Below are 15,371 nucleotides of genomic sequence, written 5' to 3'. Positions count from 1 at the left end.
ACAAATTCTGCCATATCTTGTTTTAAAATATAACAACTTAAAAATATCCTTATGGCCAACTTACAAATGAATAGACGCAAATTTATCGCTGCCCTTGGTGCGGGTACAGCACATGTTTTGTTTACCAATCCAATTTCTGCGGGAAATCTACCGGCCCGAAGCCACGATCCTTTTCAGTTGGTTAATCTGGGGAACTCAGGAATAAAAACAACGCTGCTCGGAATGGGAACCGGTGTACATGCCACCAACCGTAGCAGTTTTCTTACCAAACAGGATAAAACCACCAGCCTCGATTTATTGCATCACGCATACGACAAAGGCATCCGATATTTTGATTTGGCCGATACATACGGCACCCACGGTCTTTTTGCCGAAGCCATGAACAAAATGAACCGTGAAGAGCTGACACTTACAACCAAAATATGGACAGGCCCCGGCGGAATTCCCGAAAATGAACGGCCGGATGCAGATGTGGTGGTTGACCGTTTCAGAAAAGAACTGAATACTGATTATATCGACCTGGTGCAAATACATTGTATGGTTGACGAAGACTGGACTGAAACATTAAAACCCCAGATGGAGATTCTTTCGGAGCTGAAAGCCAAAGGAATTATAAAGGCGCATGGCGTTTCTGTGCATTCACTTGATGCCTTGAAATCGGCAGTTAAAAGTCCATGGGTTGATGTGTTGCATGCACGTATCAATCCATACGGCATTGCTATGGACAAACCCGATCCGCAGGAAGTTGTGGAAGTGATTCAGCAATTACATCAATCGGGAAAAGGTATTATCGGAATGAAGCTTGTTGGTAACGGCCAATTACGAAACGACAGCCAAAAAATCGATAACTCGTTACGTTTTGTTCTGGGATTAGGCTGTGTAGATATGATGATCGTTGGTTTTGAAACCAAAGATCAGGTTGACAATTATATTTCGCGAGTTGAAACAGAACTTAAAAGACTATACTAACAAACACAACCTTAGACAATTAACAAAATTCACGCAAAGCTTTTGTTAAGAATTCCCGAACGGCTATCCTACTGATTTTCAATACCTAACAATTTTCAAGATCTTTAAAACTTAAGTTCAGAACAATCTGGCAGGATTACGCGTACCTTTGTCTGAAATTTCTTCGCTGGTATGAATACAATTTTTAAGCCCAAATTATTTACACTATTAAAAAATGGCGTTAGCAAAAAGCAACTGACCTCCGATGTACTGGCGGGAGTTGTAGTCGGAATTGTTGCATTGCCTCTGGCGATTGCTTTTGCAGTGGCTTCCGGAGTTTCTCCCGAAAAAGGCCTGATTACAGCAGTTGTTGCAGGTTTTCTGATTTCGTTCTTGGGTGGCAGCCGCGTTCAGATTGGCGGTCCTACGGGCGCATTTATTGTGATTGTTTACGGAATTGTACAACAGTACGGCATAAACGGCCTGATAATCTCTACAGTTCTGGCCGGTATAATTTTGATTGTATTTGGGGTATTAAAACTGGGAACACTTCTGAAATTCATCCCCCACCCTTTGATTGTTGGATTTACAAGCGGTATTGCCCTGGTAATTTTTTCTACCCAAATAAACGATGCATTGGGATTAAACATTACCGACCTGCCTTCGGAATTTATTGAAAAATGGCACGTTTACATCATTAATCTCGGCAACCTAAATATCGCAGCTTTGCTGATCACGCTGGCAACAATTGGAATATCGCTTGTTAGCGGAAAGTTTATCAAAAAAATACCAGGATCATTTATTGCCATTATCCTTGTTACACTGGTCGTTCAGGTTTTCAAAATTCCCGTTGCAACCATCGAAACCTATTTTGGCGAGATCAGCAATACCATTCATTTCACCATTCCTCAAATACGACTTAACGAGTTACAAAATTACCTTGAACCGGCACTGACCATTGCATTGTTAGGCGGTATCGAATCGTTGTTATCAGCAGTGGTGGCCGATGGTATGATAAGTGGTAAACACCGCTCGAATACAGAACTAATTGCGCAGGGAATTGCTAATGTGGTTACTCCTTTCTTTGGTGGAATTCCGGCAACCGGTGCAATTGCGCGAACTGCAACCAACGTGAAAAATGGAGGACGTACACCAATTGCCGGAATTACACATGCTATTACTTTATTGCTGATTATGCTCTTCCTGGGGAAATGGGCCAAGTTAATTCCGATGTCGTGTTTGGCAGGGATTCTGATAATTGTGGCTTATAACATGAGCGAATGGCGCTCGTTTGTTTCCATATTAAAAGGTTCGGTATTCGATATAATTGTACTGCTTACCACCTTCATTTTAACCGTTTTGGTTGACTTAACTGTTGCGATTGAAGTTGGTGTGGTTTTATCTGCCATTCTGTTTATGAAACGCATGTCGGACATTAGCGAAAAACGCATTAACAACATTGTTGATACCGATGTGATCGAAGACTATTCGCAACTGCCAAAAGGAGTTGCCGTTTACGAAATTAGTGGCCCGCTGTTTTTTGCGTCAGCACGACGCTACTCTGAAGTAATTCAGGAAACAGGACAAGGATGCAAAACACTAATTCTCCGTATGCGTCATGTTTCATTTATCGATGAAACGGGTATTCATAATCTCCAAAGTTCATTAAAAATACTCAACAAAGGTGGTGTTAAAGTAATTCTGTCGGGAGTTAATAACGATCTTAAAAATAATCTTGAAAAGCGGCTTAGCCACAAAATTCTTTTAGCAATTGATATGGTTGATTCGTTTGAAAAAGCTCTCGACCACGCCAAACTTAACACCGTTTCTTAGATAGAAATTGTTCGCCGCTCTTTATTACTTAACAAACAAGCCTCCAAAATTTGAAGAACTTCCAGTGCTTCTTCGGGATTTACTAAAAGCTCTTTACCGTTGCGGATAACCTGGTACAAATTATTATAGAAAATCCGGTAATCTCCCGGAATCGTTTCGACGAGCTCTTCAACATGATCATCATTTTCGGTGTAAACAAGTGTGCCCCAATCGTCTGATTCTTCTTTTCCCCAGTCCTCCCCTTCGGGCAAATTACCGGCTTTTAACAATTCTTCCTGACCATCAATCCCCCACTTTTTGAAGGTGCCATACTCTCCGTTTATCATATATCTTGGTCCGGGATCCATTACCAGGTACGAACATTTTAACAAAGCAGAAAAACCGGTATAATCCAGGCGGATATCGTAATAGTCAGCAACTTTTCCACCCTCTCGCACAGTTTTTAAGTGTGTTGTAACTGCAAGAGGCCGTCCAAATAAAACATAGGCCTGATCAACCATATGCGATCCCAGGTTATATAAAACGCCGCAATATTCATCGCCTTCTTCCTTCCAGGTGTCCGGTGTAATCTCCGTCCGGTAGCGGTCGTAATGCGATTCAAACTCCACCAACCTTCCAAAACGAGCTTCCTCTACAACTTTCTGTACCGTTCTGAAGTCGCCATCCCACCTTCTGTTCTGAAATACGGTAAAAACCAGATTTTTAGATCTTGCCAATTCTATCAGTTCTTTTAGTTCAGCACTTCGTAAGGTGGCCGGTTTTTCTACAACTACATGTTTCCCGGCTTCGAGAGCCTGTTTTACCATGGTATAATGAAATTCATCCGGTGTGTTTACAACCACCAATTCAACCTCATTATCGGCTAAAATTGCATCATAAGTATTAACTATGGTTGCATCGGGAAACAACTCTTTCGAAAGACGTTTCGAACGTTCGAGTACTAGCTTTACCGTAAAATTCTTATTTACCTTTAACAATGGGCCGTGAAATACTTTTCCCGACATGCCAAAAGAGGCCAACGCCACTACAACCTGATCTTTCATGCGTATAATTGTATGATTTTAGTACTCCAAAATTTCTTCTCAATAAAAATACAGAAATAAGTATCCCTGACAAAAGTTGCTGCATAACATTCGCCAAAGTTGCTATTGTATAACACATTAGCTTCTATTACACAAATTTTGATTGTAAATTAGTCTAGTAAACTGCACTAACTAATTCCGGTTATGAAACGAGCGCGTACGTTTATTATTCAAAAAATAGTATTTCAGCTGCGAGTTACATTTGATAACACTGGAAACAAACAATCCTAATCATATGAAAAATTTTCTGAAGAGTTATCTAATGGAATCAAAATGTATTAACCTCGAAACAGGAGACTATCCCGGACCATTTCTTACTATTTCGCGACAGGCGGGATGCTCTGCAAAGCGCATTGCCATTAAGCTTTCAAAAATTCTGACGGGTTACAGCTACATGTCGGAAACTAAAACCGATGTGGAGTGGAAGTATGTTGACAAAGCCATGTTTTTAGGGGTGGTAAACGAAATGATTGACGAGGTTCGCTCGGGCGAATTTGAGGATGCCAAAGAATCAATTCTCTTTTTGAAAGAAGTTGGCAGAGCATTTTCAGACGAAACGATTTACGACATTTCGGACGATAAAATGATTCTGACCTTAAAGGGAATTATATGCAGATTGGCTCACCAGGGAAGAACAATTATTGTGGGGCGTTCGTCGGGAGCAATTTTAAAAGATGTACCCAACAAACTAAATATCAGGCTGGAGGCACCCGGAGACTGGCGAATTCACCGGATCATGCAAATTAAGGATATGACCCGCTCAGAAGCAGCAGATTACATTATTGAAGCGGATAATAAAAGAGATGCATTTATTGAAAAAATCATTGGAAGAAAAGCCGAAAACAACGATTTTGATGTCATCTTTAATTATGCATCGCTCGAAGACGACCAGATTGTTGACGCGGTTATCAATATTTTACGGAACAAAAAAATTATTGCTCCACATTTCGAATTGTAATGAATTTTGTACTTTTAAACTGTATAAAATAATAAAACAACATCTTCTGAAATTCGGAAGAAATTAATTTTAATCTCACCTTACCAAGGCCTTTCTTTTGAAAGGTCTTGCTTTTTTTTGGATTTTAATTAAAAAATAACATCTTTATGATGATAATGTGACAATTAGTCCGTTACTTTGGTCTAAGATTTTAATTCGTACTTCACCAACCATTGTGATTTTCCGTTTTAACTTCTGAATCGTTCTATAGAGTTTTTAATATTTACGAAAATTAAGCGGCATACTGTCGCAGTTTTTACATTTATACATTTATATTTTTCTATTTTTTTATGAATTTATTTGTTGCAAAATTGGACTCATCGATTACCGGTGACGACTTAAATGAGATCTTCTCTGCTCACGGAGAAGTAACATCTGCCAAAGTTATTTTTGACAGAGAAACGGGAAACTCGAAATGTTTTGGTTTTGTTGAAATGCCAAACGAAGAAGAAGCTAATGCTGCTATAGCTGCGCTGAACGAAAGCGAATTAGAAGGTAAAGAGATTGTTGTTAAGGAAGCCAATCCTCCTCAAGAGCGCCCACGTCGCGATTTTCGTGGTGGTGGCGGTGGTGGCTACAACCGCGGTGGCGGTGGTGGTTATAACCGTGGTGGCGGCGATCGCAGAGGCGGTGGTGGTGGTTACGACCGTCGTGGTGGCGGTGGTGGCGGCGACCGCAGAGGCGGTGGCGGTGGTTACAACCGCGATCGTAACGATCGTTGGTAAGCTTCCGGAAAGATATTTAAAAAAAGGTGTTCGAAAATCGAACACCTTTTTTTTATAGTTTCTTTAACCAGGCTTCGGCATCAACCAGCTCAGTATTATCAGCTGTTTTAACCGCATAATTAAATCCGGGCTGTATACAGAACGAACCGTATTCGCCTTTTTTATTCAATGCGATGTAACCGATTTGGTGATTCTGGTAATCAGGAATTTTTTTGGCAATTCTTCTCACAGCTTCTTCGCAGGCTTTTGACGGTGATAAACCGTTTCGCATTAATTCAACCACCAAAAACGATCCGAGCGTTTTCATTACCAACTCTCCCGATCCGGTTGCTGTTGCTCCTCCTACTTCACCGTCAACAAATAAACCGGCTCCGATTATCGGCGAGTCTCCCACTCTTCCCGGCATTTTGTAGCCCATTCCACTGGTGGTACATGCTCCGGAAATTCGACCTTGTTCGTCAATAGCCAGCATTCCAATGGTGTCGTGATTGTCTTCAGTTACATTTTCGATGTTAATCTTATTACTGAATTCCTTCTGTTCCTTTTTCCACTTTTTCCACTCTTCCTTACGTTTTTTGGTTAAGAGTTTTTCCTTTTCAAAACCATTGTCAAGGGCAAATTCCAAGGCACCTTTTCCACTTAACATTACGTGCGGAGTTTTCTCCATTACCAAACGAGCAACCGAAACAGGATGTACAATATTCTGCAGATAAGTTACACTTCCGGCACGACCTTTTTCGTCCATAATACAGGCATCGAGTGTTACCTTTCCACTTGCATCGGGTATTCCTCCTAAACCAACAGTAATTACATTCGGATCACCCTCAGGCACGCGTACTCCGGCTTCCACGGCATCAAGCGAATGTCCGCCTTTCGAAAGCACTTCCCACGCAGCTTCATTTGCAGGCATGCCATGATTCCAGGTTGAAATTACAATCGGGTAGTTATTTGTTGACTGAAAAACAGTATTTGAAAATGTTTTTGAGGCCAGACCTGCACCTCCAAGCAGTAATGAACTTTTAGCTAAAAAAGAACGACGAGTTATCATAATTCAGAGACTTTTTAAATTTTTTTCAAAAGTAACGAAATTAACTCCAAATCTTATGCCAGCCTAAACTTTAATTATAAAATTTTGGCGCTATTGAAACCAAAAATTATTCGTGAGAAAAATACTCCAATGTTTTTCTGTAGTTGGAGAAAACAACCGCTCGCGAAATAAATCCCAGGTATTTGCCATCGTCAATTACAGCGAGATTGTAGCGGTTCGAGGTCTCAAATTTTTCGGCAACAGTTTCCATATTATCTGTTGAGGAGATAAAAAATTCGGGCATAAACATCAGGTCTTTTACCATTACCTTATCGTACAACTCGTGTTCGAAAATCAGGTTTTTCACCTTCGATAATTTTACCATGCCTTTTAAATAACCGTCTGCATCAACGATTGGAAATAAATTTCGGTTTGATTTAGAAATTGCTTTTACCAAATCGCGTAAACTAGCATCGGGCGATAAAATCTCAAAATCACTCTCAATTAATCTTTTTACCTCCATTGAGCGAAGAATAGCTTTGTCTTTGTGATGTGTAATGAGTTCGCCGGTTTGTGCCAAACGTTTGGTATAAATCGAGTGCGGTTCAAAACGCATAATGGTAACATAGGCAACCGTTGCTGTAATCAGCAGCGGAATAAACATTCCGTAACCACCGGTAAGCTCAGCCGTAAGGAAAATTCCTGTTAAAGGTGCGTGCATTACAGCGGCCATCATTCCGGCCATTCCTGCCAGTGCGAAGTTGTTTTCAGGAACTCCAAGATGAAAAACGGTATTCAATAAATTAACCAAAAAATAGCCTGCAATGGCCCCGGTAAAAAGTGTTGGTGCAAAAATACCACCGTTACCACCCGATCCTGTTGTGGCCGACATGGCAAACACTTTAAAAATCAGAATTCCGCCTAGGACGAGTAAAACCACATATGGATTGTCTTTCCACTGAAAAAACATCGAGTTGTTGAGTAATTCAGCTCCCTGGTTGTTAAAAACCGAGTTAATGCTGGTATATCCTTCACCCCACAACGGAGGGAAAATAAAGATTAAAATTCCAAGTGTAAATGCTCCCACAAGTAAACGAACAAACCAGTTGTTTACGGCAGCAAAACGCTTTTCGAGAAACATTGTTCCCCGAGTAAAATAAATACCCATTAAACCGGTAAAAATTCCCACTAGTATGTAGATCCATATCATATTAATATGAAATGGTGCAATCTGGTCAAAATGAAGCAATACTCCTTCACCCATAAAAAAGTACGAGATTACAGTGGCCGACACTGCCGAAATCAGCAATGGAATTAAAAATGCCATGGTAAGATCGAGCATCAACACTTCGAGGGTAAAAACAATACCTGCCATGGGCGCATTAAAAATACCGGCAATAGCACCGGCCGCACCACACCCCACCATCAGGGTGATGTATTTATACCGCAATTTAAAAATTCGTGCCAAATTCGATCCGATGGATGCACCTGTTAAAACAATAGGTGCCTCTGCTCCTACCGATCCACCAAAACCGATGGTCAGCGAACTGGCGATCATCGACGAATAGGTTTTATGCGGTTTTAACTTACTTCCTTTTCTAGAAATAGAATAAAGAATTTTTGAAACTCCGTGCCCAATATCGTCGCGAATAATATACTTAACAAACAGCACCGTTAACAAAATTCCGATAAAAGGATAAAGCAGGTAGAGATATGTAAATCCTTCAACCGAAATCATTTCTGTTAATTCTTCTGCTACAAAATGAATTAGATTTTTTAAGAATAAAGCGGCCAATCCACTCAATAGTCCAACAACCAAACTCAGAATGTACAAGAAATTCCTCTCCTGAATTTTTGCAATCCTCCACGCAACAAGTCGGTTCACCAACTTATTAAACCTCAATACATTAACCCTAAACATTCTAGACATGAGAAACATTTATTATCTGTTTTCGATAGCGGGTAAATACACGAGCCCGCGAAATAAATCCAATGTACTTGCCATTTTCGATAACAGCAAGATTATAACGCCCCGATGACTCGAACTTAGCAGTAACAATCTCCATGCTATCGTTCGGATCGATCGAATATTCCGGCATATACATTAATTCACTGATTTTTACGGTATCGTATAATTCATGATCAAAGATCATGTCCCTAACATCGTCCATTTTTAACATCCCAACCATTGTTCCATCGGCCGTTACTACTGGAAATAAGTTCCGGTGATTTCGGGAAATAGCAACGGTGAGGTCGCGCAAAGTTGCATCAGGAGAAAGCACTTCGAAGTCTGTTTCGATCAGCTTTTTTACATCCATCAACTGCAAAACATTTGCATCCTTATCGTGTGTCAGCAGCTCTTTGCGTCGTGCCAGCTGAATATGATAAACCGAATTTGGTGTAAAAGCCCGCACGATCAAAAACGCAAAAGTTGCCGTGACCATAAGCGGCACAAACAGCGCGTATCCTCCTGAAATATCGGCGATTAAGAATATTCCGGTTAACGGTGCATGTAAAACTCCAGCAATTAATCCGGCCATCCCAATCAATGCGAAATTATTGGCATTAATATCTCTGATTCCCAAACGATTTACCAGCAAAGCAAACAACATTCCTGTGTTTACACCCATAAAAAGCGTTGGCGCAAAAATACCGCCAACGCCACCTGCACCGAACGTAAGCGATGTGGCAACAATTTTAAGCAGGATTACCGCAACAATTAGCAATAATGCGGCCCACAATTCTTCTCTTAACGAATAAAATAAACTGTTATTAAAAAGGTAGTTCAGATCACCGGCCAAACATTCGTTTATCGATTCATAACCTTCGCCATACAACGCCGGAAAAAGAAAGATAAGTGCGCCCAATCCGGTTCCGCCAACTACCAGTTTTATTCTGTTATTTTTTAGCTTCTCAAAAAGATCTGCTATAAACAAGTACATTTTGGTGAAATAAACCGATACAAAACCGGTTACAATTCCCAGAGCAATATAATATGGCAAATCGCCCAATTCAAAAGCTTCGACAACTTTAAAAGGGTAAAGCACATCCTGCCCTAAAAATAAATATGAAGTTACAACAGCCGTTGACGATGCCAGCAATAAAGGTACCAGCGAAAAAACGGTTAAGTCGATCATAATCACTTCAACTGCAAAAACGATAGCTGCGATGGGCGCTTTAAAAATTGCCGCCATTGCTCCTGCGCAGGCACAGGCCAGCATTAGTATCGTATTCTTGTAGTTTAAACGAAATATATCGGCAATCCACGATCCCCAGGCGGTTCCTGTGGCAACAGTTGGTCCCTCCAATCCTACCGATCCACCAAATCCAACGGTTAACGATGCCGTTACAACCGAGGAGAATAAATTGTGTTTTGAGATTTTTCCTTTCCGTTTTGAAATACTGTGCAGCACATTAGGAATTCCGTGTCGCACCTCCGATCGAACGATATATTTTATAACAACAATAGCCAGAAAAATACCAACTACAGGCAGGGCAAAATAGATGTAGTTTTGTACCTCATTCGAAATCAGCCGGTGAACCATATCTTCAGTAAACCGTACCGTATTTTTAATGATAACAGCAGCAATACCGGCAAGGATACCGACAACAATACTTAACACGGTTAAAAAACCGCGTTCGCCCAGATGTTTTAACCGCCACCGGTGAAACCGAACCCAGATATGCTGTCTGCTTTTAGTCATTTCTCTCGGTAAAAGTAACAATAAGCAGCTGCTCTTAACAATTTTTAAGAACTAAAAACCTAAAGTTTTTGTTAAACTAACAAATTCAATTTTGAAATGAATATTAGAGTTACTGGAAGCAACGGTTACATTGGAACATTACTCATTGAAAAGCTCAGGAAAGAAGGTCATTGTGTTTTGGGAATTCAGCGAAAACACATCACTGGGCCTACCTCAGTACTCAAAGGTGAGATTCGTGGAACTGATGTGATTATCAACCTTGCAGGTGCGCCTATTCTTCAACGTTGGACAGAAAGAAACAGGAAAGTTATTTACAATAGCCGAATACTATCAACCCGCAACCTTGTGCAGGCAATCAGCCAACTTCCCGAAGAAGACCGTCCTAAAAAATTGATTTCAGCTTCAGCAATAGGCATTTATAAACCCGGAGAACGACATACAGAGGAAAGTACATCATTTGATGAAGGTTTTGTTGGAAAGGTGGTGAAAGACTGGGAGAATGAACTAAAAGCTTTACCCAAAAGCGTACAAACCATTATTTTCAGGCTGGGAGTTGTTCTTGGGAAAGAGGCAAAAACCATAAAAAATATGCTACTTCCGTTTAAAATCGGGCTTGGTGGTAAGATTGGATCAGGCGAGCAATCCTTCCCTTTTATTCACGAAACAGATGTAATTAATGCTTTTGTTTGGGCAACACAAGAATTTCATAAAAATGATACGTTTAACTTAACCGCTCCGGAAAGTATATCAAATAAAAAATTTACTGATGCCCTGGCAAATGAATTAAACCGCCCGGCATTTTTCCCCATTCCGCCTTTTGCTTTAAAACTCATCTTTGGCAAGGCATCTTCACTTCTTACACAATCGCCCGAAGTATCAGCAGAAAAACTTCAAAAAGCGGGATTTAAATTCGAATTCCCGACAATTGATACTTGTTTACAAGATATAGTTAGTAAGAGCTAAAAACTTTAATTGTAAAATTATGTTCTCATTCATTAGCTTTGTAATACTTATACCGCTTAACAATGAAGAACCAGGAAAAAGGCCATCTGCGAACCAACATTAAATTTTTCAGAGACGTATTTTTATTGTATCCCGATCGTTTGTTTGCTTTACGCGCAAGCATTTCGATGGGAGTTTTGGCTGTTCCTTTTATCATTGCAGGCCTACCCTATTTTGGCGTAACTCTCGCTTTGGGAGCACTGGCCGGCGCTTTGTCGGAAACCGACGACCACCCAAAAGGACGTGTAAAATCGTTGTCGATAACTATTCTTAGTTTCTTTATCTCGAGTTTTTCGGTGGGTCTTTTAAATAACTACACCTGGATTCTTGGAGCTGGTTTTATACTCTCAACCATCATATTCATTTTAATCGGAGGAATTGGAGAACGTTACCGTGCCATTACTTTCGGCTCTATATTGGTTGGTATTTATGCTATGCTTGGCATTGAGATCAGTCCGGCCTGGTACTGGCAGGCAGTCCTATTACCTGCCGGAGCGCTTTTTCATGGCATCCTAACACTGATCTTGATCTTTCGAAATCCATGGCGCTTGCTCGACCAGCAAATGGCAACGGGATTTCGTGCGCTTTCCAATTACCTGGAGAAAAAATCCCTACTCTTCCCCAGCGATAAAAAAGACCAGGAAGAAATTAATAAAGATCTGGCCCTGTTAAATGTTAGTGTTGTAACTTCACTCGAACGCATTAAAAATGTATTGAATAACTATGCCAGGGAGATGAACAATACAGAGGCCCTGAATAGCTATCTGCAGCGTTTTATGTTGTTACAAAGTCTCCACGAACGTGCGGCTTCAACACACGACCGTCACGATAAACTGGGAAACAGCAACGAGCAAATTGAAATTATGGAAGGGTTTGGGGAAATGCTTCGTCAACTGGCTTACGCCACACGAAAGGTGGCAGAAAATATGCTAACCGGAACGGAGTACAACCATCCGCCGGCACTCGAATGGATCTCAAAAGCCATCGACGACAAATTGCAAACCATGCCAACCGAAGATGCTCAGGATTTAATTCTGCTTCATCATAATTTACATCGCTCGCATGTTTCGCTAAAATACCTCGACAACCTGGTGGAAGGTACTTCAATTCCACGTTTACGACGTGATGAAAGAACTCCATTTCAGCGATTAAAAGAGCAGCTGACTTTGAGGCATCCCCGAATGCGTTATGCCTTACGCCTCAGTCTTACATTTGCTTTAGGATACTTTCTTCAGATTTACCTCGATCTCGATAAAGGACAGTGGGTAATGCTAACCAGTTTATTTGTCAGCCAGATTACGTATAGCGACACACGTCGCCGACTATTTGAGCGTTTGCTGGGCACTGTAACAGGAATTGTAATCGGAGCGGCATTATTACAGATTTTTACCACCACCGCCGCACAAGTTCTGTTAATGATGGGCTCGGCAATGGCCTTTTTCTACTGGCTACGAAAAAAATACTCGGTCGCGGTAATATTTGTAACCACATTTGTATTGAGTGCTTTTAACATTATTTCAAACGACAGTGGTATAAACATCATGATTCCGCGCCTTGTTGACACATTCCTTGGTGCAACCTTGTCATTCCTCACCATTCGCTTTTTGTGGCCGGGATGGCAGTATCGTCGTATTTCGGGACTTATTTCAACGGCACTCGAAAAGAACAGAAACTATTTTAAAGCCATTGCAAAGGAATATAAAAAAGCCAGTAACGACGATTTAAACTACCGGATTGCCCGAAGAGAGGCACACCTTGCCGACAACGAACTGGCACAAGCATGGAACAGTATGCGGCAGGAACCGAAAAGCAAACAGCGCATTATGGAAAATGCATTAACCATTACTTATTTAAATCATGCGTTACTGTCGCATATTTCGGCTTTGGGAGCACATCGCGAAACCAATACTGAAAACTACAAAAACATTGAACCGCTTTTTCTGCAGATAGATAAAAAACTTACGGAGGCCGGTAAAGAAAGCACCATTAAAGAAGAAAAGTTTTCGTCGGACCTGTCGGAACTTTTAATGACAATGCAGCAGCAAATCAAACAAAGCGAGGCTGGATTACAACGACAACAACTTCGTTTATTTTACAACATTGCTGCCACCACATCAAAAATCATCGATGAGTTGAAACGTTCCGGTATCAACTTAAAAAATCAGGCATAAAAAAACCTTCTACCCGAAGGCAGAAGGTTCTTATTATATATAAAAATTGATCTAAATTAGTCAACTTGTGGACCAGCAGCAACCAATGCTTTACCTTCTTCGTTATCAGTATATTTAACGAAGTTTTTAACAAAGCGGCTACCCAAATCCTGAGCTTTATCTTCCCACTCTTTAACATCAGCGTAAGTGTCGCGTGGGTCAAGGATACCTGAATCAACTCCTGGCAATGCAGTAGGTACTTCAAGGTTGAATACCGGAATCGATTTAGTTTCAGCTTTCTCGATAGATCCGTCAAGAATAGCATTGATGATACCACGCGTATCTTTAATAGAGATACGTTTGCCGGTGCCGTTCCATCCAGTGTTTACCAAATAAGCTTCAGCTCCGTGCTCTTCCATTTTTTTCACCAATTCCTGAGCATATTTTGTAGGGTGCAATGTTAAGAATGCAGCACCGAAACATGCAGAGAAAGTAGGCTGAGGAGCAGTAACACCACGCTCAGTACCTGCTAATTTTGCAGTAAATCCTGATAAGAAGTGGTATTGAGTTTGCTCTGGAGTTAGTTTAGAAACCGGAGGCAATACACCAAATGCATCAGCAGAAAGGAAAATTACTTTCTGTGCGTGACCAGCTTTAGATGGTACTGCGATGTTTTCGATATGGTTAATTGGGTAAGATACACGAGTATTCTGAGTTACAGAACCATCAGTGAAATCGATTTTACCTTCAGCGTCAACAGTTACGTTCTCAAGAAGAGCGTTACGTTTTATAGCACCGAAAATTTCGGGCTCAGCATCTTTGTCCAAATCGATAGTTTTTGCGTAACAACCACCTTCGAAGTTGAATACACCATCGTCATCCCAACCGTGCTCATCGTCACCAATTAACTGGCGGCTTGCATCAGTTGAAAGCGTTGTTTTACCTGTTCCTGAAAGACCGAAGAAGATAGCAACGTCACCTTCTTTACCAACGTTAGCAGAACAGTGCATTGAAGCCATACCGCGAAGTGGTAGGTAGTAGTTCATCATAGCGAACATACCTTTTTTCATTTCACCACCGTACCAGCTACCACCGATTACCTGCATTTTTTCAGTCAGGTTGAATACAGTGTAAACTTCTGAGTTCAAGCCATGCTCTTCCCATTTTGCATTTGAAGTTTTAGAACCATTCATTACAACGAAATCAGGCTCGCCGTAAGCTTCTAATTCTTCAGCAGTTGGACGAAGGAACATGTTAGTCACGAAGTGAGCTTGCCATGCAACTTCCATGATGAAACGAACTTTCAAACGAGTGTCTTCGTTAGCACCACAGAAAGTGTCAACTACAAATAATTTTTTTCCTGAAAGCTGCTCAGTAGTAGTAGCTTTAAGGTCATTCCAAACTTCCTGAGTAATAGGTTTGTTGTCGTTTGGAGATTCTGGAGATGTCCACCACATAGTGTTTTCTGTAGTAGCATCTTTAACAATGTATTTATCCTTAGGAGAACGACCAGTAAAGATACCAGTCATAACATTAACTGCGTCAAGTTCTGTCAACTGACCTTTTTCGAATCCTTCTAAGGCAGGATTCATTTCTTCTTCATAAAGTTTCTCGTATGAAGGGTTGTGAACAATTTCCTGTACGTCTACAATACCGTACTTGCTTAAATCTAAATTTGCCATAACTACCTAATAATTAACTTAATAATACAATTTTTCGTCTACTTTAATCGGGACACAAAAATATCATAATTTTCCAATCGACAGGATTGATCTCCCCCATTTGACCATTTTTTCACACCAATTAAACATTAGCTTAACAATAGAAATTTTGAGTTTAATAAGGTATTTTTGTCTTAATTTGGACATAAAAAAAGCGCTACAAAAAAGGATGTAACGCTCTA

At 40.7% G+C, this 15,371-nt stretch carries 11 protein-coding genes; 6 read left to right on the top strand and 5 right to left on the bottom strand.

The genetic code is table 11. The features are described 5' to 3' along the window. The first annotated feature begins 51 nt into the window (after positions 1–51). The gene (locus SLH46_RS09080; RefSeq protein ID WP_320280859.1) at positions 52–969 is read left to right on the top strand and encodes an aldo/keto reductase; all 918 of its coding nucleotides are present in this window, start codon (positions 52–54) and stop codon (positions 967–969) included. Between the two features lie 171 nt (positions 970–1,140). Continuing rightward, complete coding sequence (locus SLH46_RS09075; RefSeq protein ID WP_320280858.1) at positions 1,141–2,781, top strand: SulP family inorganic anion transporter; 1,641 nt, start codon at positions 1,141–1,143, stop codon at positions 2,779–2,781. On the opposite strand, the gene SLH46_RS09070 is transcribed toward SLH46_RS09075, so the two are convergent. Continuing rightward, positions 2,778–3,824 (bottom strand): Gfo/Idh/MocA family oxidoreductase, encoded by a 1,047-nt coding sequence (locus SLH46_RS09070; protein ID WP_320280857.1) that lies wholly within the window; start codon positions 3,822–3,824, stop codon positions 2,778–2,780. The genes SLH46_RS09075 and SLH46_RS09070 overlap by 4 nt on opposite strands. Positions 3,825–4,125: 301 nt before the next feature. Here SLH46_RS09070 and SLH46_RS09065 point away from each other — a divergent pair, with 301 nt between their 5' ends. Both SLH46_RS09065 and SLH46_RS09060 read left to right on the top strand, forming a co-directional pair. Continuing rightward, entirely contained in the window at positions 4,126–4,821 is a 696-nt protein-coding gene (locus SLH46_RS09065) for a cytidylate kinase-like family protein (RefSeq protein ID WP_320280856.1), read from the top strand. 329 nt (positions 4,822–5,150) lie between these two features. Beyond that, positions 5,151–5,585 (top strand): RNA recognition motif domain-containing protein, encoded by a 435-nt coding sequence (locus SLH46_RS09060; RefSeq protein WP_320280855.1) that lies wholly within the window; start codon positions 5,151–5,153, stop codon positions 5,583–5,585. Between the two features lie 52 nt (positions 5,586–5,637). Here SLH46_RS09060 and SLH46_RS09055 read toward each other — a convergent pair whose 3' ends face one another. From SLH46_RS09055 to SLH46_RS09045, 3 genes are all read right to left on the bottom strand, one after another. Next, positions 5,638–6,633 carry a N(4)-(beta-N-acetylglucosaminyl)-L-asparaginase gene (locus SLH46_RS09055; RefSeq protein WP_320280854.1) on the bottom strand — a complete coding sequence of 332 codons (996 nt, stop codon included), beginning with the start codon at positions 6,631–6,633 and terminating at the stop codon, positions 5,638–5,640. A 106-nt stretch (positions 6,634–6,739) separates the two neighbouring features. Next, positions 6,740–8,542 carry a chloride channel protein gene (locus tag SLH46_RS09050; protein WP_320280853.1) on the bottom strand — a complete coding sequence of 601 codons (1,803 nt, stop codon included), beginning with the start codon at positions 8,540–8,542 and terminating at the stop codon, positions 6,740–6,742. Next, a complete protein-coding gene (locus SLH46_RS09045; RefSeq protein ID WP_320280852.1) occupies positions 8,535–10,316 on the bottom strand; it encodes a chloride channel protein in 1,782 nt (593 codons plus the stop codon). Before SLH46_RS09045 ends, SLH46_RS09050 begins: the two co-directional genes overlap by 8 nt. Before the next feature lie 96 nt (positions 10,317–10,412). Here SLH46_RS09045 and SLH46_RS09040 point away from each other — a divergent pair, with 96 nt between their 5' ends. Both SLH46_RS09040 and SLH46_RS09035 read left to right on the top strand, forming a co-directional pair. Beyond that, positions 10,413–11,279, top strand: a complete 867-nt coding sequence (locus tag SLH46_RS09040) for a TIGR01777 family oxidoreductase (protein WP_320280851.1) — start codon at positions 10,413–10,415, stop codon at positions 11,277–11,279. A gap of 62 nt (positions 11,280–11,341) precedes the next feature. After that, positions 11,342–13,489: an FUSC family membrane protein gene (locus tag SLH46_RS09035; protein WP_320280850.1), complete on the top strand. Its 2,148-nt coding sequence runs from the start codon at positions 11,342–11,344 to the stop codon at positions 13,487–13,489. Between the two features lie 56 nt (positions 13,490–13,545). Here SLH46_RS09035 and pckA read toward each other — a convergent pair whose 3' ends face one another. Beyond that, positions 13,546–15,150, bottom strand: coding sequence for a phosphoenolpyruvate carboxykinase (ATP) (gene pckA, locus SLH46_RS09030; RefSeq protein WP_320280849.1), 1,605 nt, complete (start codon positions 15,148–15,150; stop codon positions 13,546–13,548). Positions 15,151–15,371: the final 221 nt, after the last annotated feature.

Origin of the sequence: Draconibacterium sp. IB214405, assembly GCF_033963885.1 — a bacterium.
GTDB lineage: Bacteria > Bacteroidota > Bacteroidia > Bacteroidales > Prolixibacteraceae > Draconibacterium.
The sequence above is the reverse complement of the archived record's forward strand: the minus strand, read 5'-3'. Positions and strand labels throughout refer to the sequence as shown.

What these genes read in the sequence shown, in the direction of transcription:
- SLH46_RS09080 (WP_320280859.1), top strand. Translation starts at nt 52, where the DNA reads ATGGCCAACTTACAAATGAATAGACGCAAATTTATCGCTGCCCTTGGT.
- SLH46_RS09075 (WP_320280858.1), top strand. Translation starts at nt 1,141, where the DNA reads ATGAATACAATTTTTAAGCCCAAATTATTTACACTATTAAAAAATGGC.
- SLH46_RS09070 (WP_320280857.1), bottom strand. Translation starts at nt 3,824, where the DNA reads ATGAAAGATCAGGTTGTAGTGGCGTTGGCCTCTTTTGGCATGTCGGGA.
- SLH46_RS09065 (WP_320280856.1), top strand. Translation starts at nt 4,126, where the DNA reads ATGGAATCAAAATGTATTAACCTCGAAACAGGAGACTATCCCGGACCA.
- SLH46_RS09060 (WP_320280855.1), top strand. Translation starts at nt 5,151, where the DNA reads ATGAATTTATTTGTTGCAAAATTGGACTCATCGATTACCGGTGACGAC.
- SLH46_RS09055 (WP_320280854.1), bottom strand. Translation starts at nt 6,633, where the DNA reads ATGATAACTCGTCGTTCTTTTTTAGCTAAAAGTTCATTACTGCTTGGA.
- SLH46_RS09050 (WP_320280853.1), bottom strand. Translation starts at nt 8,542, where the DNA reads ATGTCTAGAATGTTTAGGGTTAATGTATTGAGGTTTAATAAGTTGGTG.
- SLH46_RS09045 (WP_320280852.1), bottom strand. Translation starts at nt 10,316, where the DNA reads ATGACTAAAAGCAGACAGCATATCTGGGTTCGGTTTCACCGGTGGCGG.
- SLH46_RS09040 (WP_320280851.1), top strand. Translation starts at nt 10,413, where the DNA reads ATGAATATTAGAGTTACTGGAAGCAACGGTTACATTGGAACATTACTC.
- SLH46_RS09035 (WP_320280850.1), top strand. Translation starts at nt 11,342, where the DNA reads ATGAAGAACCAGGAAAAAGGCCATCTGCGAACCAACATTAAATTTTTC.
- pckA (WP_320280849.1), bottom strand. Translation starts at nt 15,150, where the DNA reads ATGGCAAATTTAGATTTAAGCAAGTACGGTATTGTAGACGTACAGGAA.